20 protein-coding genes are annotated in these 20,721 nt (G+C 73.5%); 10 read left to right on the forward strand and 10 right to left on the reverse strand.

Features of this window, described 5'->3' with window-relative positions:
* Nucleotides 1–97: 97 nt before the first annotated feature.
* Nucleotides 98–616 (reverse strand): hypothetical protein, encoded by a 519-nt coding sequence (locus OO62_RS18540; protein WP_033268559.1) that lies wholly within the window; start codon nt 614–616, stop codon nt 98–100.
* A gap of 850 nt (nt 617–1,466) precedes the next feature.
* On the opposite strand from OO62_RS18540, the gene OO62_RS18545 reads away from it, so the two are divergent.
* The 6 genes from OO62_RS18545 to OO62_RS18570 all read left to right on the forward strand — a co-directional run bounded on the left by OO62_RS18545 (nt 1,467) and on the right by OO62_RS18570 (nt 6,063).
* Nucleotides 1,467–2,291, forward strand: a complete 825-nt coding sequence (locus tag OO62_RS18545) for a HipA family kinase (RefSeq protein ID WP_033268560.1) — start codon at nt 1,467–1,469, stop codon at nt 2,289–2,291.
* Nucleotides 2,252–2,683 (forward strand): DUF3037 domain-containing protein, encoded by a 432-nt coding sequence (locus tag OO62_RS18550; RefSeq protein WP_051733404.1) that lies wholly within the window; start codon nt 2,252–2,254, stop codon nt 2,681–2,683. The genes OO62_RS18545 and OO62_RS18550 overlap by 40 nt, the downstream gene beginning before the upstream one ends.
* Nucleotides 2,684–2,947: 264 nt before the next feature.
* Nucleotides 2,948–3,709 (forward strand): 3-oxoacyl-ACP reductase FabG, encoded by a 762-nt coding sequence (gene fabG / locus OO62_RS18555; RefSeq protein WP_033268562.1) that lies wholly within the window; start codon nt 2,948–2,950, stop codon nt 3,707–3,709.
* 29 nt (nt 3,710–3,738) lie between these two features.
* Nucleotides 3,739–4,509 (forward strand): SDR family oxidoreductase, encoded by a 771-nt coding sequence (locus OO62_RS18560; RefSeq protein ID WP_033268563.1) that lies wholly within the window; start codon nt 3,739–3,741, stop codon nt 4,507–4,509.
* A 212-nt stretch (nt 4,510–4,721) separates the two neighbouring features.
* Entirely contained in the window at nt 4,722–5,390 is a 669-nt protein-coding gene (locus OO62_RS18565) for a uracil-DNA glycosylase (RefSeq protein ID WP_033268629.1), read from the forward strand.
* 202 nt (nt 5,391–5,592) lie between these two features.
* Nucleotides 5,593–6,063, forward strand: a complete 471-nt coding sequence (locus OO62_RS18570) for a hypothetical protein (protein WP_381568568.1) — start codon at nt 5,593–5,595, stop codon at nt 6,061–6,063.
* 127 nt (nt 6,064–6,190) lie between these two features.
* Here the strand turns inward: OO62_RS18570 and OO62_RS18575 are convergent, their stop codons facing one another.
* Nucleotides 6,191–6,586 (reverse strand): VOC family protein, encoded by a 396-nt coding sequence (locus OO62_RS18575; RefSeq protein ID WP_033268564.1) that lies wholly within the window; start codon nt 6,584–6,586, stop codon nt 6,191–6,193.
* 39 nt (nt 6,587–6,625) lie between these two features.
* Complete coding sequence (locus OO62_RS18580; RefSeq protein ID WP_033268565.1) at nt 6,626–7,336, reverse strand: TetR/AcrR family transcriptional regulator; 711 nt, start codon at nt 7,334–7,336, stop codon at nt 6,626–6,628.
* Nucleotides 7,337–7,431: 95 nt separating this feature from the next.
* Between OO62_RS18580 and OO62_RS18585 the strand changes: the two genes are divergently transcribed.
* Nucleotides 7,432–8,820 carry an FAD-dependent oxidoreductase gene (locus tag OO62_RS18585; RefSeq protein WP_033268566.1) on the forward strand — a complete coding sequence of 463 codons (1,389 nt, stop codon included), beginning with the start codon at nt 7,432–7,434 and terminating at the stop codon, nt 8,818–8,820.
* A complete protein-coding gene (locus tag OO62_RS18590; RefSeq protein ID WP_033268567.1) occupies nt 8,817–9,725 on the forward strand; it encodes a Gfo/Idh/MocA family protein in 909 nt (302 codons plus the stop codon). Before OO62_RS18585 ends, OO62_RS18590 begins: the two co-directional genes overlap by 4 nt.
* On the opposite strand, the gene lnt is transcribed toward OO62_RS18590, so the two are convergent.
* From lnt to OO62_RS18620, 5 genes are all read right to left on the reverse strand, one after another.
* Nucleotides 9,694–11,226: an apolipoprotein N-acyltransferase gene (gene lnt, locus OO62_RS18595; RefSeq protein WP_033268568.1), complete on the reverse strand. Its 1,533-nt coding sequence runs from the start codon at nt 11,224–11,226 to the stop codon at nt 9,694–9,696. The two genes, OO62_RS18590 and lnt, sit on opposite strands and share 32 nt — an antisense overlap.
* Nucleotides 11,227–11,332: 106 nt before the next feature.
* Nucleotides 11,333–11,815, reverse strand: a complete 483-nt coding sequence (locus tag OO62_RS18600) for a nuclear transport factor 2 family protein (protein ID WP_033268569.1) — start codon at nt 11,813–11,815, stop codon at nt 11,333–11,335.
* 63 nt (nt 11,816–11,878) lie between these two features.
* Entirely contained in the window at nt 11,879–13,834 is a 1,956-nt protein-coding gene (locus OO62_RS18605) for an ABC transporter ATP-binding protein (RefSeq protein WP_033268570.1), read from the reverse strand.
* A gap of 382 nt (nt 13,835–14,216) precedes the next feature.
* Nucleotides 14,217–15,632, reverse strand: a complete 1,416-nt coding sequence (locus tag OO62_RS18615) for a sensor histidine kinase (protein WP_164993298.1) — start codon at nt 15,630–15,632, stop codon at nt 14,217–14,219.
* Between the two features lie 183 nt (nt 15,633–15,815).
* Nucleotides 15,816–16,337: a winged helix-turn-helix transcriptional regulator gene (locus tag OO62_RS18620; RefSeq protein WP_033268632.1), complete on the reverse strand. Its 522-nt coding sequence runs from the start codon at nt 16,335–16,337 to the stop codon at nt 15,816–15,818.
* Nucleotides 16,338–16,447: 110 nt separating this feature from the next.
* On the opposite strand from OO62_RS18620, the gene OO62_RS18625 reads away from it, so the two are divergent.
* Together OO62_RS18625 and OO62_RS37020 are read left to right on the forward strand one after the other, a co-directional pair.
* Nucleotides 16,448–17,224, forward strand: a complete 777-nt coding sequence (locus tag OO62_RS18625) for a class I SAM-dependent methyltransferase (RefSeq protein WP_033268572.1) — start codon at nt 16,448–16,450, stop codon at nt 17,222–17,224.
* Between the two features lie 241 nt (nt 17,225–17,465).
* Nucleotides 17,466–17,900, forward strand: coding sequence for an STAS domain-containing protein (locus tag OO62_RS37020; protein WP_051733407.1), 435 nt, complete (start codon nt 17,466–17,468; stop codon nt 17,898–17,900).
* 26 nt (nt 17,901–17,926) lie between these two features.
* Here the strand turns inward: OO62_RS37020 and OO62_RS18635 are convergent, their stop codons facing one another.
* Nucleotides 17,927–18,415 carry a glutathione peroxidase gene (locus OO62_RS18635; RefSeq protein ID WP_033268573.1) on the reverse strand — a complete coding sequence of 163 codons (489 nt, stop codon included), beginning with the start codon at nt 18,413–18,415 and terminating at the stop codon, nt 17,927–17,929.
* A 434-nt stretch (nt 18,416–18,849) separates the two neighbouring features.
* A complete protein-coding gene (locus OO62_RS18640; protein ID WP_033268574.1) occupies nt 18,850–20,484 on the reverse strand; it encodes an FAD-dependent oxidoreductase in 1,635 nt (544 codons plus the stop codon).
* Nucleotides 20,485–20,721 lie beyond the last annotated feature (237 nt).

Below are 20,721 nucleotides of genomic sequence, written 5' to 3' on the forward strand. Positions count from 1 at the left end.
CGGCGGCACCGCGGCCGGGTGCGGGGCGAGGAGCGACCGCGGCGATGCACCGCGTCTGACGCCGCGCGCTGATCCACCGGGGATTACGGGACAGCCCTCAGCCCAGCGCGCATGTCCAGATCACGGGGTGCGGGGCGCCGGCGCCGTCGTACGGATCGCCGTCGTAGGCCCAACCCCCCGCCCTGGCCTGGTCATTGACGGCCTCGGTGCCGGCCGGGCCGTCCGGGGCGAGGCTGGGGAGGGTTCGCATGGGGCCGGAGCCCGGCCAGATCTGGGCCTGGTCGACGGGGGTGATCGGCGGGATGCCGTACGGGAACATCGCGGTGCCCACGGCCACGCCGCTGCTGGGGCTGATGTCGTTGAGCCAGCCCTTGCCCTCGTGAGCGGGCAGCCCCGGTATCTGGACGCCGTCCTTGGTGTAGGGGGCGTCCCAGTAGGTCTCGGCAGCCAGGTCCTGGTGGTCGTATGTGCGCTCACCGACGACGCGTCCGTGGTTGTCGATGGCGGACGGGTACCAGTCCGTGTCGGTGTTGATCTCGACGGGCTTGAGCTGCCGTCCCGGACCCGTGGTCCCACCGGGCCAGACCAGCCCGACGCTGCCGCTCACCTCGCTCACGCCGTCCCAGTATCAGGAGTAGCCGATCACCGTTCCACGGGAGTTGATACCGCGTACGCGTACCCGGGTGCCCGGGTTTGACGGTGAGGGTCCGGGTGAGGGTGGCGCCGGTCCAGAGATAGGCGGCGTCCGAACTGTCGTTGCCGCCCGCGACGGTCCCACGGTCGTTGACATCGGCGGCATAGGTGCCGCCGGGGAGAATGCGTACCGCTGAGGCACCGACCCGGTAGCTGAAGGCGGCGGCGCCCACCGGGCCCTGGATGCTGCCCACCATGAGACCGCGGTGGTTGACGGCGGCGACCGAGCCGCGGTCGTACCCGGACGGGAGCGGGACACGGTGCACCGTGCTTCCCGTCCAGTAGGCGGGCAGCCCGGCGGACCGGCCGACGGACAGGCCGCTGGTGCCGAAGTCGTTGACACTCTCGCTGCCCCAGGACCCGGCGCCGGTGCCCGGCAGCCGGTCGAGGACATGGAGGGCAGGGGTGCAGCGGGAGGCCGGGCCGGGGCCTCCCGCCGCGGTCGCCGGAACCAAGGGCTGCCCTGTGGTCCCCGGTGGATCAGCTCATGGCTGCCCGGTCTCGCTGCCTCGCCGCGGGGATCGACCGTGACCGTGACGCTGTGCACTGAGGAGCTGAAGCGCCACGTCGGGGCTGTCCCACCGGTGGAGGTGGAGTTTCCGTGGGGAATGCCGGCCCGGATATTCCGCGGAGGAAGTTGGGGAGTGCGGCGGTGGGCAGTGGTCGAAACTCCGCAGATGCTCCCCGGGCGTGACCGGGGCGGATCGCCGGGTGAGGTGGCCTCGGGAGCCCGTCGTGGTTCCAGAGGTAAGGGGGCCGGATAGCCTGGCGAAATGCTTACAGAAGTCATTGCGACTCGTTATGTGACACCCCTGAGGGAGGGGGGATCCCTTCCCGGCATTGTTGAAGGGGACGATCTGGGTACCTACATCATGAAGTTCACCGGGGCCGGGCAGGGGCGGAAGACGCTCGTCGCGGAGATCATCTGCGGGCAGTTGGGGCGTCGCCTGGGACTGCGGGTGCCGGATCTGGTGCGGATGCAGCTCGACCCGGTCATCGGGCTCGGCGAGCCCGACCAGGAGGTCCAGGAGCTGCTGAAGGCCAGCGGCGGGCTGAATCTCGGCATGGACTACCTCCCCGGATCACTGGGCTTCGATCCGCTCGGGTTCGAGGTGAGCGCCCGCGAGGCGGGCCGTGTGGTGTGGTTCGACGCACTGATCAACAACGTCGACCGGTCCTGGCGCAACCCCAACCTGCTGGTGTGGCACGGCGAACTGTGGCTGATCGACCACGGTGCCGCGATGATCTGGCACCACAACTGGCCGGGCGCGGAGAAGACTGCGGCCCGGCCGTACGACGCCTCCGACCACGTGCTCGCCACGTTCGGACCGGACGTCGCCGCGGCGGCCGAGGAGTTCGCGCCGCGGATCACCGAGGAACTGCTGACCGAGATCGCCGCGGACGTCCCGGACGAGTGGCTGACCGACGAGCCCGGATTCGACTCGCCGGACGTGCTGCGGCAGGCGTACGTCCGCACGCTGCTCGCCCGCGCCCGGACGATCAGCGACCACATCACCATCGGAGAGCCCACCAAGGACAAGCCGTCGCAGGCACCGGAATGGCTGGCCGGAAAGTTGCCGCGGAGGGCAGTGAAGTGACCGGTCTGCACAACGGACGCGATGTTTTCGAGTACGCGCTGCTGAAGGTCGTGCCCCGGGTGGAGCGCGGCGAGATGATCAATGCCGGGGTGCTCGTGTACTGCCGCGCCCGGCGCTTCGTGGAGGCCCGGACCCATCTGGACGAGGCCCGCCTGCTGGCGCTCGACCCGTCGGCCGACGTGGCCGGGGTACGGGCCGCGCTCGGTGCCGTCGAGGGCGTCTGCCTCGGCGGGGAGCGGGCCGGTCAGGCCGCCGGCGACGACGCCGGGCGGCGTTTTCGCTGGTTGATCGCGCCGCGCAGCACCATCGTCCAGCCGGGCCCCGTGCACACCGGCCTGACCACCGACCCCGCGGCGGAGGCTGAGCGGCTGCTGGAACTGCTGGTGCGCTGACACCTGGGGGAGTGGTGCGTCATGCCGGGCGCCAGGGTTGCCGGACGTCCGTCCGGGGACCTTGGCGCCCGTGTCGTATGGCGCGATTGCGCCGGGTCGGGTGCGGCGGCCCAGGTGAGGTGGGCAACGGCGCGGTGGTGGGGCGTTGACAGCGCCCTGCCGGGCTTCTAGCGTCAGCCCTGCTCAGGCTACTAAGCGGTTGCTCACCCACGGGATCGGTGTGGCGGACCGCTTGTCGAGGTTTCGAGGGTGAGGAGAACCCGCATGTCCACCACCGAGCAGCGCGTCGCCATTGTGACGGGCGCGGCCCGCGGTATCGGCGCGGCCACCGCCGTCCGCCTGGCCGCCGAGGGCCGCGCCGTAGCCGTACTCGACCTCGACGAGGCGGCCTGCAAGGACACCGTGGAGAAGATCACCGCGGCCGGCGGCAAGGCCGTCGCGATCGGCTGTGACGTCTCGGACGCGGAGCAGGTGGAGGCGGCCGTGACCCGGGTCGCCTCCGAGCTCGGCGCGCCGACCGTCCTCGTCAACAACGCCGGTGTGCTCCGCGACAACCTGCTGTTCAAGATGAGCGAGAGCGACTGGGACACGGTCATGAACGTGCACCTGCGCGGTGCGTTCCTGATGTCCCGCGCCTGCCAGAAGCACATGGTGGACGCCAAGTTCGGCCGCATCGTCAACCTCTCCTCCAGCTCGGCGCTCGGCAACCGCGGCCAGGTCAATTACTCGGCCGCCAAGGCCGGTCTGCAGGGCTTCACCAAGACCCTCGCCATCGAGCTCGGCAAGTTCGGCGTCACCGCCAACGCCGTCGCCCCCGGTTTCATCGTCACCGACATGACCGCCGCCACCGCCGAGCGCGTCGGCATGGGCTTCGAGGACTTCCAGGCGGCGGCCGCCACCCAGATCCCGGTGCAGCGCGTCGGCCGCCCCGAGGACATCGCCAACGCGATCGCCTTCTTCACCGGCGATGCGGCCGGCTTCGTGTCCGGCCAGGTCATGTACGTCGCCGGCGGCCCGCTCAACTGACCGCCCCACCGACTCCAGGAGTACAGAACATGACCGAGCAGGACAGCGGGCTCCCCGAGCTCTCCGGCAAGGTGGCGCTGGTCACCGGTGCCAGCCGCGGCATCGGCTACGGCATCGCGGAGGCCCTGATCGCCCGCGGTGACCGGGTCGTCATCACCGGCCGCAACGAGGACGCCCTCAAGGAGGCCGCCGAGAAGCTGGGCGCCGACCGGGTGCTCGCCGTCGCCGGCAAGGCGCACGACGAGGCCCACCAGGCCGTCGCCGTCGAGCGCGCGATGGAGACCTTCGGACGGGTCGACTACCTCGTCAACAACGCCGGTACCAACCCGGTGTTCGGGCCGATCGCCGACCTCGACCTCAACGTCGCGCGCAAGGTGTTCGAGACCAACGTCGTCTCCGCGCTCGGCTTCGCGCAGCGCACCTGGCACGCCTGGCAGAAGGAGAACGGCGGCGCGATCGTCAACATCGCCTCGATCGCCGGCCTCAACGCCTCGCCGTTCATCGGCGCGTACGGCATGAGCAAGGCCGCGATGGTGAACCTGACGATGCAGCTCGCCCACGAGTTCGCGCCTCTCGTGCGGGTCAACTCCATCGCACCCGCGGTGATCAAGACCAAGTTCGCCGCGGCGCTGTACGAGAACCGTGAGGAGGAGGCGGCGGCCGGCTACCCGATGGCGCGGCTCGGCGTCCCGGCGGACATCGGCGGGGCCACGGCCTTCCTGCTGTCCGACGCCTCCGGCTGGATCACCGGCCAGACGCTCGTCGTGGACGGCGGCCTGTTCCTCAACGCCGGGGTCTGAGCCCAGAGGCGGAGCGTGTGAGGGTGCCGGTCCCGGTGGGGGCCGGCACCTTCCTCGTCAGGCGCCGTACGCCGCACCCGCTCGGCTGTGCGAGGCTGAGGGGGGCCGGGTCCGTACGGGAGACCGGCCGTGGACGGCGTTGTCAGTGGTCGCCGGTAGGTTCGAGGACAAGAACGCAACACACACCGGAGGTTGTTGACGTGGTGACCGACATGCTGCCCGCATCCTGGCGCGGGGTACTCGGCGAGGAGTTGGACAAGCCCTACTTCAAGGAGCTGATCGACTTCGTCGAGGAGGAGCGGGCCAACGGTCCGGTCTACCCGCCCCGCGATCAGGTCTTCGCGGCGCTGGAGGCGACCCCCTACGACCAGGTGAAGGTGCTCATCCTCGGCCAGGACCCGTACCACGGCGCCGGGCAGGGCCACGGCCTGTGCTTCTCGGTGCAGCCCGGCGTCAAAACGCCGCCGTCGCTGCGGAACATCTACAAGGAGATGCAGGCGGAGCTCGGCCACCCGGTCCCGGACAACGGCTATCTGATGCCCTGGGCCCAGCAGGGCGTGCTGCTGCTGAACGCCGTTCTGACCGTCCGCGAGGCCGAGGCCAATTCGCACAAGGGCAAGGGATGGGAGAAGGTCACCGACGCGGTGATCCGTGCCGTGGCCTCCCGGCCCGACCCGGCGGTCTTCGTGCTGTGGGGGAACTACGCCAAGAAGAAGCTGCCGCTGATCGACGAGGAGCGGCACGCCGTGGTGCAGGGCGCGCACCCCTCCCCGCTGTCGGCGAAGAAGTTCTTCGGCTCCCGCCCGTTCACCCAGATCAACGCGGCGATCGCCGCGCAGGGCCACACCCCGATCGACTGGCGCATCCCGGACCTGGGCTGATCCGGGGGCGTGCCGGGCGGCGCCGGACCGTGGTCCGATCGCCCGGCGCGCCGCGCACACCGCGCGAAGGTTTCCCCGGGCGGTTAGCGTCGGGGGAACGGCAGTGACGGTGGTGAGCGGATACGGGGAGTGCACGGTGGTGGACAAGCTGCGGAAGGCCACGTCCGAGGACGGCGTGCTGACCCGGATCGGCCAGGCGATCATGCTGCATCGCGCCGGCGACCGCGAAGAGGCCCGCAATCGCCTCACGGCGCTGTGGCACGAGATCGGGCCGCAGGGAGACGCCTTCCACCGCTGCGCCCTCGCCCACTACATGGCCGACACCCAGGACGACCCCAGGGACGAGCTCGACTGGGACCTGCGGGCCCTGGAGGCCGCCGAGGGCTTCGTCACCGAGCGCCCCGACAACGCGGCCCCCGGCGCGTCGAGCGTCGCCGACGGCCCCGGCCCGCGGCACCCCCTCGTCGCCCTCCGGGCGTTCTTCCCCTCGCTGCATCTCAACATCGCCGCCGACTACGCCGCCCTCGACCGGCCGGCCGACGCGCACGCCCAGCTGCGGCGGGCCCGGGCGTCGATCAACGCGCTCGCCGACGGTGAGTACCGCCAGGGGCTGAGGGACGCGATCGAACGGCTGCAGCTGCGGATCGACGGCGCGGCGGGCCGGACGGCCTAGAGGAGGACGGCCGGCGCCGCGTGTGCGGAGCGGGCCGGCCCGGCGGTGTGTACCGCCGGACGGGCCAGGACGCGGCGGCCCGCCAGGACGCGGCGACCTGCCCCGCGGCCCTCACCGGCACCGGCGGTCAGGCGAGGCCGTGGCCTTCGCTCGCGGCCAGCACGAAGGGGTGCCCCGCGGGATCCGAATAGCGCCGGATGTCGTGGCGCCCGCCGTTGTCCCGGGTCTCCAGAGGACGGGCGCCGAGGTCGATCGCCTCCCGCTCCGCCTCGTCCATGTCGTCCTGCGGGACGAGGAAGTGCAGATGGGCCTGTTGTGAGGTGTCCGGGCGCGGCCAGCTCGGCGGCGCGGCGCCGCGGTCCCGCCGGATGGCGAGGCGTACGCCTGAGGGCTCGACGACTTCGACGTAGTCGGGATTGCTGCCGACCCGCGCCTCACCGCCGAGGAAGCGGGCGTAGAAGTCGGCCAGTTCCAGTGGTTCGGCGGCGTCCAGCACCACCACACTCGCCTTGGCGACGGCCATCCGGGACCCCTCCCTCCAGGGCGGGCCACGCACCCGCCGTTACTCCCCGGCTACCCCGGTCCGGCCCCGCGACGCACCGGCGCCCGGGAGCATCCCGGCCAGCAGTTCGGCGCAGGAGGTGCGCAGCGCCGCGCGGGTCGGGACGGCCGCGTGGAACTGGCCCGCCGTGCAGGAGAAGAGCACCCCGTCGCACCAGGCGACCACGGAGAGCGCGTGCCGCTCCGGCGCCGCGGAGCCGGCCGCCGCCAGCATCGCCACCACCGGCTCCCTGAAGGCCCGGCCCGCCCGGTCGTAGACCTCCCGCAACGCGGGCCTGCGGGTGGCTTCCAGGGCCAGCTCGTAGCGGGCGAGGAGCAGCTCGCGGTGGTGGGTGAGGTAGCGGTGCAGGGCGAGGGAGAGCGCCTCGGCGAGCGCCGGCACCTCCGCGCCGCCGGCCGCGGCCCCGGCCCCGGATGCGGCTCCCGCCCCGGCTTCCGCCCCCGACGGCCGGTCGCGCTGCGGCCGCGGCAGCTCGTCCGGTGTCAGCACCGCCGCCTCCCGCTCGGCCAGCCGCCCCACCGCCGCCTCCAGCAGGGCGGCGCGGGTGCGCGCCAGATTCGAGGTGGAGCCCTGCGGCAGCCCGGCGGCCTCGTCGACGGCCCGGTGGGTCAGTCCGCGCATCCCACGCTCGGCGAGCAGGCGCAGCGCGGTGTCGGCGATCAGCTGCGGGCGAGAGGCGGCAGACGGGGCGTGGTCGTCGCGGGCGTTCATGGGGGCGAGCCTACCGGTCTGACTACAGGTGTAGTCTCACTGCTGTGCGACTACACCTGTAGTGGCGCAGTGTGGAACGGGAACCGGGAGGCGTCATGCGGCAGCGCACCGCGATCGTGATCGGCGGCGGGATCGGCGGGCTCACCGCCGCCCTGGCGCTGGACCGCCGCGGCTGGTCGGTCACCGTGCTGGAGCGCACCGCCGGGCCCGTGCCGGCCTCCGCCCCCGGAAGCCGGGCGCAGTCCGCGCGCCCGGCGCGCAGCGGCGCGGGCATCGGCCTCGCCCCCAACGCCCAGCGCGCCCTGGACACCCTGGGCCTCGGCGATGCCGTCCGCGCCATGGCCGCCTGGCAGGGCGCGGGCGAGCTCCGCCTGCCCGGTGGCCGCCGGCTCGCCCGTACGGACAACGCCGCGGCGGTCCGGCGGTTCGGCGGGCCGGTCATGGTCGCCCACCGCGCGGAACTGCTCGCCCTGCTCGCCGGCCGGCTGCCTGACGGCGCGTTGCGCACCGGGGCCGCGGCGGAACTGGTCGACCCGGGCGAGCCGGGCCCCGGGGGCCGGCCCGCACGCGTCCGGATCGCCGCCGCCGCGGACCGGGCCACGGGCACGGACGGCGCCACCGCGACGGACGGGACCCGCGCCACGGACGGGGCCACCGCCACGGGAGAGGGGGCCGGCGTCCCGGGCGGCGCGGACGAGGAGCTGACCGCGGACCTCGTCGTCGGCGCCGACGGCATCCACTCCGCGGTTCGGCGCGCGGTCTTCCCCGGCCACCCCGAACCCCGCTACGCCGGCTTCACCGCCTGGCGGTTCGTCGTGCCGGCCCCCGACCGCCCCTGCACCGCGCACGAGACCTGGGGCCCCGGCGGCCTGTGGGGCACCGTGCCGCTGCCCGACGGCCGGATCTACGCGTACGCCACCGCCGCCGTACCGCCCGGCGGCCGGGCCGCCGACGACGAACGGGCCGAACTCCTGCGCCGCTTCGGCACCTGGCACCGCCCCGTTCCGGACCTGATCGCCGCCGCCGACCCGGCCGCCGTGCTCCGCAACGACGTGCGCGCCGCCGCCGCCCCGCCACCCGCCTTCCACCGGGGCCGGGTCGCCCTGCTCGGCGACGCCGTCCACCCCATGACGCCGAACCTCGGCCAGGGCGGCTGCCAGGCCATCGAGGACGCCGTCGTGCTGGCGCAGCTGGCCGCACCGGACGCCGATCTCGCCACCGCGCTCGCGGAGTTCACCCGGCAGCGGCTGCCCCGCACCATGGACGTGGTCCGCCGGGCCGAGCGGATCGGCCGGCTCACCACCTGGCGCTCCCGGCCCGCCTGCGCGCTGCGCGCCGTCCTGATGGCCGCCACCGCCCGGCTGACCCCGGATCTCGCGCTGCGCGCCCTGGACGGGATCGCCGACTGGCGGCCGGAGGGCCCCACGTATGCTGCCGGGACGCGGGGCACCAGGACCGCGGCGCAACCCAAGGAGCATGAGTGAAGGTCGGCTGCATCGGACTCGGCGACATCGCCCAGAAGGCGTACCTCCCCGTACTGGGCACCCAACCGGGCCTGGAACTCCACCTGCACACCCGCACCGCGGCCACCCTCGAACGGGTCGGCGCGGCGCACCACCTGAGCGGGCGGCAGCTGCACGCCGACCTGGACTCGCTGCTCGCCACGGGCCTGGACGCGGCCTTCGTGCACGCGGCGACCGCGGCGCACCCCGGGATCGTCACCCGGCTGCTCGAGGCCGGCGTACCGACCTACGTCGACAAGCCGCTCTCCTACGACCTGGCCGAGTCCCGGCGGATCGTCGGGCTCGCCGAGGAGCGGGGCGTGGGCCTGACCGTCGGCTTCAACCGCCGCTACGCGCCCGCCTACGCCCAGTGCCGCGAGCACCCCCGCGAGCTGATCCTGATGCAGAAGAACCGCGTCGGACTGCCCGAGGACCCGCGCACGCTGGTGCTCGACGACTTCATCCATGTCGTCGACACCCTGCGGTTCCTCGTTCCCGGCGAGGTCGACCACATCGACGTCCGGGCCAGGATCCGCGACGGGCTGATGCAGCACGTGGTGCTGCAGCTGTCCGGTGACGGCTTCACCGCCGTCGGCACCATGAACCGCCTCAGCGGCTCGGCGGAGGAACTCCTCGACGTCTCCGGCCAGGACACCAGGCGTCAGGTGGTCAACCTCGCCGAGGTCATCGACCACAAGGGGCAGCCGACCGTCCGGCGGCGCGGCGACTGGGTGCCGGTGGCCCGGCAGCGCGGCATCGAGCAGATCGTCCTGGCGTTCCTGGACGACGTACGGGCCGGCCGGCAGCCATCCGCGCAGGACGCGCTGCGCAGCCACGAACTGTGCGAGCGGGTCATCACCGACGCCCTCGCGCAGGCCGTCCGCTGACCGCGCGCAGGCCCGCGCAGGCACCCCAGAGCACCAGCGCGCCGATCGCCCCGTACACCGCCCAGTCGCCGAACCGGGCGTACGGGCTGGTGCCCGCGGCCAGCGGCAGGTCGTAGACGGCCGCCGCGCTGCGGTCGGTGCCGAGCTGCGGGCCGATCCGCTCGCCCCGGGGGCCGTAGACCGCGCTCACGCCGGTGAGCGTGGCGTGCACCATCGGCCGCCAGGTCTCCGCGGCGCGCAGCGCCCCCAAGGAGGCGTGCTGCTGCGGTGCCCAGCTGTCCTGGAACGTCGAGGTCGAGGACTGGGCAACCAGCACCTGTGCGCCGTCGCGCGCCAGGTGGCGGCTCATGTCGGGGAAGGCGGTCTCGAAGCACACCAGCGGCCCGATCCGCAGTCCGCCCGCCGAGGCCACCGGCATCACCACCTGGTGGCTGCCGCGTACCCGGTCGGTGGCGGCCGCCTTGCCGACCTTCGTCGCCCAGCCCAGGACGGACCGCAGCGGTATGTACTCGCCGAACGGCACCAGGCGCATCTTGGAGTAGCGGTCGCCGGTCAGCCCGTCCGGCCCCACCAGCACCGCGCTCTTGTAGATGCCGGGGCCGCCGGCGCGCGGCGCGTCGACGTTGACCAGCAGCTCGGCACCGGTCCGCCGGGAGAGCGCGGCGAGCCGGGCGGCGAGGTCCGGGCGGTCCGCGGGATCGTGGTTGAGGCTGCTCTCGCCCCAGACGATCAGGCGCACGCCGCGGCCCGCCAGCGTCCGGGTGAGGGCCTCGCTGCGGGCCAGCCGCGCGCCGGGCGTGCCGGTGAAGCCCGGCTGGACGACCGCGACCCGGACCGTGCCCGCGAGGCGGGGGAGCGGCGCCCAGCACCATGCGGCGGTGACGCCCAGGGCGCACACCAGCAGGCCCGCGACGGCCGGCAGCCGTGCCGCCGGCGGCGCGATCAGCTCGGCCAGTGCGGTGTTCACCGCCACGATCAGCAGGCTGACCAGCCACACCCCACCGATCGACGCCAGCCGCAGGGCGGGCGGCACCTGCCACTGGCTGGCGCCCAGCAGCCCCCAGGGCCCACCCAAGTACTGCCACGAGCGGACCAGTTCGACCATCAGCCAGCCCGCCGGGACGAGCACCAGCGCGGCGGCACATCTCCCGGCGCCGGGCACCCCTCCGAGGAGGGCCCGCACCAGCAGTCCCCAGGGCGCCCACAGCGCGCCGAGCAGCAGCGCGAGCACCAGGATGAAGACGTGCAGACTCGGCAGCAGCCAGTGGTGCACGGACAGCATGAACCCGGCCCCGCCCAGCCAGCCGTCCAGCGCCGCCCGCCGGGCGGTGGGCGCCGACCGCACCAGCAGCAGCCAGGGCACCAGGGCGAAGAAGGCCAGCCACCACCAGGCCGGCGCGGGAAAGGTGAGGGCCGGCACGGCACCGGCGAGCGCCGCCGCCGCGCCCCGGCCCCACGGGGAGCCGAGCCACCGCGCCGCAGGGGCGGGCGATTGGTCCATACGGTCTCCCTGGTGTGCCGGGTGCCGCCGGTCGGACGGCCAGTGTGCGCGGACCGGCCGATCAAGGAAAGGGGGCGTCGCCGGAACGGGGCGGCGCGCCCCGGGCTCACTCGCCGGGGGGCCGCACCTCACGCCACTTCTCGTGCACGACGACGCCGGTCAGCCGCCAGCCGTCCGTGGTGCGCAGGGCGGTGAAGTCGTAGCGGCCGGCGCAGGTGTAGTTGGGCGCGGTCGGGCCGCCCTCGGTGTCGGGACCGGACCCGGCGAGCCGCATCGGATTGAGGTAGTCGGCCCGGACGGTGGCCGTGTCGCCCGGGCCTCCGTCCTGCCCGGACAGGGTGACGCGGCGGTTGACTATCAGGTGCTGCCGCATGGCGAAGTGCTTCAGCATCTCGGCGAGCCAGGCCGCGACCTCCTCCGTACTGCCCTCGATCCCGCCCGCGGAGCGGTAGTCCACCCGGCCGTCCGGGGTGAACAGGGCCCGGTAGCCCGCCCAGTCGCCGTCGTCCACGGCGACGGCGTAGCCCGTGATCAGGTCGTCGAGGGCGAGGCGGTCCATCACACTGGAGTGTTCCGCGCGCTGCGTCATCTCCTCAGTTTTCGGCATGCGGAAGGCCCGCGCCAAGGGGCGGGGGCCTTCCGGTGCGGTCTTTCAGTTGACCAGGGCCGGCTCCGGGCCGGGGTCCGTGCCGCCGTCGCCCACCGTGGCCTCCCGTACGGCGTCCTCCTCGGCCGCCGCGCGGGCCGCCGAGTCCGTGAACTGCGTCCGGTAGAGCTCCGCGTAGCGCCCGTCGGCGGCCAGCAGCGTCTCGTGCGTCCCCCGCTCGACGATCCGTCCGCCCTCGACGACCAGGATTTGGTCCGCGGCCCGTACGGTCGACAGCCGGTGTGCGATGACCAGTGCCGTACGGCCCTCCAGCGCCTCGGCGAGGGCCTCCTGCACTGCCGCCTCGGAGGTGTTGTCCAGGTGGGCGGTGGCCTCGTCCAGGATCACCACGCGGGGGTGGGCCAGCAGCAGCCGGGCGATGGTCAGCCGCTGCCGTTCGCCGCCCGAGAGGCGGTAGCCGCGCTCGCCGACGACGGTGTCCAGGCCGTCGGGAAGGGTGGCGACCAGCTCCTCCAGGCGCGCCCGGCCGAGCGCGTCCCACAGCTCCCGCTCGGTCGCCTCCGGCCTGGCGAGCAGCAGATTCTCGCGGATCGAGTCGTGGAAGAGATGGCCGTCCTGGGTGACCATCCCGAGGGTGGCGCGCAGCGAGGCGGCGCTCAGGTCCCGGACGTCCACCCCGGCCAGCCGGACGGCTCCCGCGTCGGTGTCGTACAGCCGGGGCAGCAGCTGCGCGACGGTCGACTTGCCGGCACCCGAGGAGCCGACCAGGGCGACCATCTGGCCGGGTTCGGCGCGGAAGGAGAGACCGTGCAGGACCTCTTCGCCGCCCCGGGTGTCGAGGGTGGCGACCTCCTCCAGGGAGGCCAGCGAGACCTTGTCGGCGGACGGGTAGCCGAAGCGTACGGAGTCGAACTCGACCGACACCGGGCCCTCCGGGACCTCGCGGGCGTCCGGCTTCTCCTCGATGAGCGGCTTGAGGTCGAGCACCTCGAAGACCCGCTCGAAGCTGACCAGCGCGCTCATCACCTCGATGTGTGCGCCGGACAGCGCGGTCAGCGGGGCGTAGAGCCGGGTGAGCAGCAGGGCGAGCGAGACGATCGCGCCGGCCTCCAGCTGTCCGCGCAGGGCGAGGAATCCGCCCAGGCCGTAGACCACGGCCAGCGCCAGTGCGGAGACCAGGGTGAGCGCGGTGACGAAGTACGTCTGGACCATGGCCGAGCGGACACCGATGTCCCGCACCCGGCGGGCCCGGGCGGCGAACTCCGCGGACTCGCGGGCCGGCCGGCCCATCAGCTTGACGAGGGTGGCGCCCGGCGCGGAGAACCGCTCGGTCATCTGGGTGCCCATCGCCGCGTTGTGGTCGGCGCCCTCCCGGCGCAGGTCGGCCAGCCGCCGGCCGACCCGGCGGGCGGGCAGCACGAACACCGGCAGCAGGACCAGCGCGATCAGCGTGATCTGCCAGGACAGGCTGAGCATCACACCGAGGGTGAGCAGCAGCGTCACGATGTTGCTGACGACCCCGGACAGGGTGTCGCTGAACGCCCGCTGGGCGCCGATCACATCGTTGTTGAGGCGGCTGACCAGGGCGCCGGTGCGGGTGCGGGTGAAGAACGCGATGGGCATCCGCTGGACGTGGTCGTAGACAGTGGTGCGCAGGTCCAGGATCAGCCCCTCGCCGATGCTCGCCGACAGCCAGCGGGTCAGCAGCCCCAGACCGGCCTCCGCGAGCGCGATGACGGCGATCAGCCCGGACAGTTCGACGACGAGCGTCGCCGAGCCGCCGCCCACGATGGCGTCCACCACCCGGCCGGCGAGCAGCGGCGTGGCCACCGCGAGCATCGCGGTCACCGTACTGAGCACCAGGAACCACACCAGGAACCGGCGGTGCGGCCGGGCGAAGTCCAGGATGCGGCGCAGCGTCCGCCGCGAGAACCGTCGCCGGCCCCGCTGTGCGTTCATCGAGCTGTGCAGCGAATGCCAGGCGGTGACTTCCATGTCCATGCTGGGCCTCCTGTGTGCCGGGTCGTCACGGGATCGCCGTGCGCGACCGGCGACATGAAAGGAACCTAAGACCTCAACCAATGTTGAGGTCAAGCGATTCCTTCGCTCTCACCCAACGGGGTGCACCGGCGCGCTACGGCGCGGCGGTGACGCGGACTCAACCCCGCGCCGACACGGGGCCTCCGGACGCGGACTCCGACGAGAAGGCGACGCTGCTGGCGTTCCTGAACCATGTCAGGGACGCGGTGGCCGCCAAGGCCCAGACATCGCCCACCCCGACCTGGGCGTGGACCTCACCGACGAGGACGACCCGCAGGAGCTGCTCGCCGCCTGTCGTCACGCGGTCGCCCGGTCCCAAGGAGGGCACCCCTCGGGCCGCGCCCTACGGAGTCCCGTCGAGGGGGCGCTCCCAGACGAAGGGGTCGTCGGGTGAGTCCGTGCGGCTGACCGTCAGCCGGACGGCGGGGCGGCCGCCGAGGGCGGCGGTGGCGTCCACGACGACCTCGGCACGGCCGGGGCGGCCCGTCGCCAAAGCCTCGCGCAGCGCGGACAGCAGCTCGCGGCCGGTCGCGTCGTCGACGCGCGCGTCGACCGGGCCGGCGAACCGCACGGCGGGCCGCGCGCCGAGCGCCACGGCCGCCGCGCCGGCCTCCCGCAGCACCCGGGTGCGCAGCCCCGGCGGCACCTGCGACGGCCCCTGCTGCAGCGCGATGATCGCCGTCCTGATGTCCTGGATCGTCGCGTCCAGCTCGTCGACCGCCCGGCCCAGGCGCTCCCGCACCTCCGGCAGCACGGCCTTGCGCCGGGCGCTCTCCAGCAGCATGCCGGTGGCGAACAGCCGCTGGATGACCAGGTCGTGCAGATCGCGGGCTATGCGGTCGCGGTCCTCGTAGACGGCGAGCCGCTCCCGGTCGCGGTGCCGGTCGGCGAGTACCAGCGCCAGCGCGGCCTGGGCGGCGAACTGCGCGCCCAGGGTGCGTTCGGAGGGGCTGAAGCGGCGGCCGCCGGACATCCGGCACAGCGCCAGCGCGCCCAGCACCCGCCCGTTGCTGCGCAGCGGCAGCAGCATCGTGGGGCCGTAGTGGCGGGACAGTGGGGAGACCGAGCGGGGGTCGGTGGCGAAGTCGTCGGCGAAGACCGCGAGTCCCGCGTGGATCTGGTGCAGGACCGGGCTCTCCGGCGGGATCCTGCCGCGGTACGCCTCGGCGCGCACCGCCTCGGTCAGGTCGGTGGAGATCGCGACGACCTCCATCCCGCCCTCGGGGTGCGGCAGCAGGACCGCACCGGTGGCCGCCTCGGCGAGCTCGCGGCCCTTCTCCGCGACGACCGTCAGGGCGTCCTCGGTGGTTGAACGCGTCTCGGGGCCGGCCAGCAGCGCCGTGGTGACGGAGGCGGCACCGTCGATCCACCGGGTGCGCTGCCGGGCGGCGGCGTGCATACGGGCATTGCCCATGGCGATGCCGGCCTCGGTGGCCAGCACCCGCACCAGGTGCAGATCCTCCTCGGTGAAGGGCCGGCCGTCCGGTGCGCCGTGTGTTTCGGGCCCCCGCTTCCCCGTCAGGGCGAGACTGCCGAAAACCTCGCCGTGGAAGGTGATCGGCACCTCCAGCGAGGTGGCCGGGGACGGCCGGCCCGCGCGGTCCGGCGGCTCGCCGTGGGTGATCAGGCCGCCGGCGCCGTCCCCGTACGCGCTGCGGATGCCGACGGCGGCGTGGCAGGCACCGGTGAGCGAGGCCGCGGTCTCGGCGATGCGGGCCAGGGCGCGGCGCAGATCGTGGTCGGTGCCGACCGCCGTCATCGCCTCCAGCAGCTCCGGAAGCCGGGAGACCGGACCGCCGGCCAGCGCGCGGAGGTTCCGCGCGGTGCGGTCGGCGAGATCGGCCGCGGCGTCGGGCGGCGGCTCGGCTGCCGGGTCGGGCGACTTCAGGACACACCTCACTCTTCCGGGCGGTCCGGCCAGTCTAAAACGACCCAAACGGGTTCATACGTCCGGGTCCCCGCGCTCGGTCCGGGCCGCGAGGAGGGGGCCCAGTACCCGGGTGCCGGGGCCGATCCGCCCGCCGGGGCCGGGCAGCTGGGTGGTGTTCTCCGGGGTGAGCGGCCCGCCGCAGTGCGCGCAGGCGGCGACCATCGTGGTGTCCCGTGCGCAGTCCAGGTGGTGGATGCGGGCCGGCGGTCCGGCCTCGCCCGCGTACCAGCGGTCGCCCCAGCTCATCAGCGCCAGCAGTACGGGGTAGAGCTCCTCGCCCTTCTCCGTCGCCGCATAGCGCTCTCGCGGCGGTCGCTCCTGATAGCGCTCACGGACCAGCACGCCCTCCTCGACGAGCCGTGCCAGCCGGACGGTGAGGACCTTGCGGGAGATGCCGAGGTCCTGGGCGAGCTCGTCGAAGCGGTCGATGCCGGTCAGCACGTCCCGCATGATCAGCGCCGTCCAGGCATCACCGAACAGATCCGTGGCGCGGGCGATCGAGCAGGCCACACCGGAGAGCGGAGTACGGGTCATGCGTCCACCGTAGCGGAGTTCCCCGAGGGAACCCACGGTGCTAGGTTCGAAAGAGTTCCTTCAGGGAACTCGCCAGGGCCGCCGCTTTCCGACACCTCAGGGGGTACACGATGGCCGCGAGGGGCAGCGCTCCGCCGATCGCACTGGACGACCCGGACGCCGTCGACGGACGGCAGATCCGGGCCGCTGCCTTCCAGCGCGTCCGGCTGGAGTACACCTCCGGAGTGCTGGAGCGCCTCGGCCGGGCGCCGTTCGGGCGCGCCCTGGTCGTGGGCAGCGGCCGCGGACTGCTGGCGCACGGACTGGCCCGGCTCGGCTTCACGGTCACCGCCGTCGATCCGTCCGGGCCCGCGACCGCGCTCGCCCGGGAGGCCGCCGCGCAGGCCGGCCTCGCCGTCGCACACCGCACCGGCCCCGCGGAACGGCTCGACGTCCCCGAGGCCGCGTACGACCTCGTCTACCTGGCGGACACCCTGGAGATCACCGCCGACCCCGACCGGGTGATGGAGCGGGCCGCGCGCGCCCTGGCGCCCGACGGCGTCCTCGTCTACGACACCGTGAACCGCACGCCCGTCTCCCGGCTCGTCTACCTCGTGGCGTTCCAGCGGCTGCCGCTGACCCGGATAATGCCGGCTGGCCGCTATGCCGCCCGCCGGCTCCGTACGCCGGCCGAGGTCGCCGCCCTGCTGGCGCGCCACGGTCTGACCGACGGCGGCACCTGTGACTTCCGGCCCCGCGACCTGCGCAGTCTGGTCGCCGGGACCCTGGCCCGGCGCCGCGGCCGGATCGGCGACGACGCACTGGCGGAGGCGGTCGGCTGTGAACTCGCGCCGGGAAGCGCGCCCTTGGTGACCTATCTCGGCCACGCGCGCAAGGGGCGACTTTGAGACAACCTGCACCGGAGGCGTACGCCGGGACTTGAGGGGGGCGGTCGACGGGTAAGCCGTAGACAACTACGGGCGCAGCTGCAGAAACGTAGTGGCAGACACGTGACGCAATCGCACCACCGACGGCCCGGAAACGGGCCGAGCCGCCCGGATCCCGTCGGGCGCCCCCACACCTCCGTACGTCTTCGCCGGGCACGCGTGGCAAGGTCCCGCGCCCCGGCACCGAAAGTGGGCCGGGCCGATGGAAGAAGGTCAGTACTACCCGAGACTTGACGGTCCCCGCCGTGCCGCGGGCGGCACGACCGTGCTCGAACTCCGCGGTGACCTGGACATCCTCGCCGTCTCGGTGCTCTCCGACCGGCTGGACGAGCTCACCGGCGCCCAGGGTGCCGACCTCGTCATCGATCTGCGCGCGGTGACGTTCATCGACTGCGCGGGGCTCTCGCTGCTCAGCCGCGCCCGCCACCGTACGCGGCAGCGGGGCGGCCGGCTGCGGCTGACCGGCGTCGTGGCCGGCGGAAGCGTCGCGCGGCTGCTGCGGATGACCGGGCTGCGGGGCGACTTCGAGACGGTGCCGGAGGAGGCCGTGTCCGAGGACGCCCTCGCCGCGGACGGCGCGGACCGGGACGGCCTCCCGGCCGGGGCGGCCGAGGCCGACGACATCGCCGTGGCCTGACCGCCGGCGGCACCGCGGCGGCCGGGTCAGGCCGGCAGTACCGCCTCGATGGCGGTGACCAGTTCCTCGGCCTCCGGCTCGGTGCGCGGCCGGAAGCGGCCGGCGACCCGGCCGCCGGTGTCGATCAGGAACTTCTCGAAGTTCCACTGGACGTCACCGGCCGCCCCGTCGGCGTCCTCGGTAGCGGTCAGCGCCGCGTACAGCGGATGCCGGTCCGCGCCGTTGACGTCGGTCTTCTCGAACAGCGGGAAGCTGACGCCGTACGTCGCCGAGCAGAAGGTGGCGATCTCCTCGGCGGTGCCCGGCTCCTGGCCGGCGAACTGGTTGCTGGGGAAGCCCAGTACGTGGAAACCCCGGTCCCCGTAGCGCTGCTGGAGCCGCTCCAGGCCGGAGTACTGCGGGGTCAGCCCGCATTTGGACGCCACATTCACCACCAGCAGGGCCTTGCCCCGGTAGTCGGCGAGTGAGGCGGGCTCACCGGTCAGGGTGCGCAGCGGGATGTCGTACAGGCTCACGGTCGGGCTCCTCGTCGGGTTTCCGTGGATAGGGGCGTCCGTCATCGGTGCCAACAGCGGAGCCCGCCCTGATCTTCCCCGGCTCGTCGACCGGCCAGGACACGGCCGGACGCAGCGTGCCCGCACGCCACTCCTTGAGCAGCTGGTCAAAGATCGGCGTCTCCTCCTCGGGCCGGCGCCGGGGAACGGGCGGCGGCAGCGGTGGGGGCTGGTGGGGGAGGGAGATGCGCTGAAAAGGGTGCGAGCCGGGCTTCTTGGCGTCCATGCCCGGACTCAACCGGAAATCGGTCCCCGGGTTGCGGGACGCGGCCGGGGCCGTCCGCAGATGCCCCTGCGGTGGTGACGGGCAGAAGATACGTTCCCTGCGCGAAGGGACCGGCGGAAGTCCCGCCGGTCCCTTCGGCCTCAACAGCCTCCGCTGCCTCAGTGTCCGGTCAGCTCCGGCACAGCAGCACCTCGAAGACCTCCCGCAGCGCCGCCTCCGGATCGGCGACCCGGCCCTCGGCCCGCCAGGCGACGAAGCCGTCGGGCCGCACCAGCACCGCACCCTCGGAGGTCGTGCCGTGCTTCTCGGCCCAGTCCGTGCCGTCCTCCGGGGCCAGGTCGTCGTCCGGCTCGGTGCCGATCAGGTAGCAGTCCAGCCGCACGTCGAAACGCTGGACGGCGCCCTTGACGGCGGTGCGCCACATGTCGCCGTCGGAGCCGGCCAGCAGCACGAAGGACTTCTCGTAGAGGTCGAGGGTCGAACGGCGCTCCCCACCCGCCCGCAGCCACATGTGCGGGGCGCGGGTGCCGGGCTCGCCGGTCAGCCGCAACTGGTCGGGGACCACCGGCAGTTCGGGGTCGGCACCGACCACCGCGCCCTGCGGGTAGCAGTAGCCGAGGGCCACGGTGAGCACGCCGCGCTGCCGGCCGCCGGCCGCGCCGGGCGCGGGGGAGTAGCCGGGGTGGCTGTGCTCGGCGGAGCGGGCCGAGGCGCGGGCGCTGGTCTCGCGGGCCACCGGCAGCCGTTCCGCCTCGTAGGTCTCCAGCAGCGCCGGGTCCGCCGCACCGTCCAGTACGGCGGCCAGCTTCCACGCGAGGTTGTGGGCGTCCTGGATGCCGGTGTTGGAGCCGAACGCGCCGGTGGGGGACATCTCGTGGGCGGAGTCGCCGGCGAGGAAGACCCGGCCGTGCGCATAGCGTTCGGCGACCCGCTCGGCGGCGTGCCAGGGCGCCTTGCCGGTGATCTCGACGGCCAGGTCGGGCGCGCCGGTCGCCCGGCGGATGTGGTCGATGCACCGCTCGTCGGTGAAGTCCTCCAGGGTCTCGCCCCGGTCGGGGTGCCAGGGGGCGTGGAAGACCCAGTCCTTCTGGTTGTCGACGGGCAGCAGCGCGCCGTCCGCCTCGGGGTTGGTCAAGTAGCAGGCGATGAACCGGCGGTCGCCCACGATGTCCGCGAGGCCCGGGGCCCGGAAGGTGATGCTCACGTTGTGGAAGAGGTCACCGGGGCCGGTCCGGCCGATGCCCAGCCGCTCGCGAACCGGGCTGCGCGGGCCGTCCGCCGCGATCAGGTAGTCGGCGTGCACGGTGGACTCCTCGCCGGTCTCCCGGCTCCGCAGCCGTGCGGTCACGCCCTGCGCGTCCTGTTCGAAGGAGACCAGCTCGGTGGAGAACCGCAGGTCACCGCCGAGCTCGCGGGCACAGCGCACCAGCACCGGCTCCAGGTCGTTCTGGCTGCACAGACACCAGCCGGACGGGCTGATCCGGGTCAGCCCGCCGCCCGGGTCGATCTCCTTGAACAGCCACTCCTGCTCTTCTCCGGTGAGCGAACGGGCCTGCAGGATCCCGTGGTTGTCGGCGAGGGTCGAGGCCGCCTCGCGGATCGGCGCCTCGGCGCCGGCGACCCGGAACAGTTCCATCGTGCGGACGTTGTTCCCCCGCCCGCGGGGGTGGTGCGAGGTGTCCGCGTGCTTCTCGACCAGCAGATGCCGTACGCCCAGCCGTCCCAGGAACAGTGACGCGGACAGGCCCACCAGGGACCCGCCCACGACGAGTACCGGGACGCGGTCTTCGACGGTGGGATTCATGGCGTGCTCCAGCTCCGTGACGCATTGGGGGCAGATGGAGCACGAATGCCCTGCTACCGGCCTGTTCGATCACGGTTCACCTGCATGGCTCACACATCTCGCGCCCCCCGTGTCCGGCGGCCACGATCGAATCCGGGGCGCCTTCCGGATCACCGGGCCGGCCGCCCCCACCATCCGGCTCAGTCACCCGGATCGCACCGGAACTGACGACGCACCACAGGGGCCGTCGGGCCCTGA

The sequence above is a fragment of the Streptomyces lydicus genome, assembly GCF_000717345.1.
Taxonomy (GTDB): Bacteria; Actinomycetota; Actinomycetes; order Streptomycetales; family Streptomycetaceae; genus Streptomyces; species Streptomyces lydicus.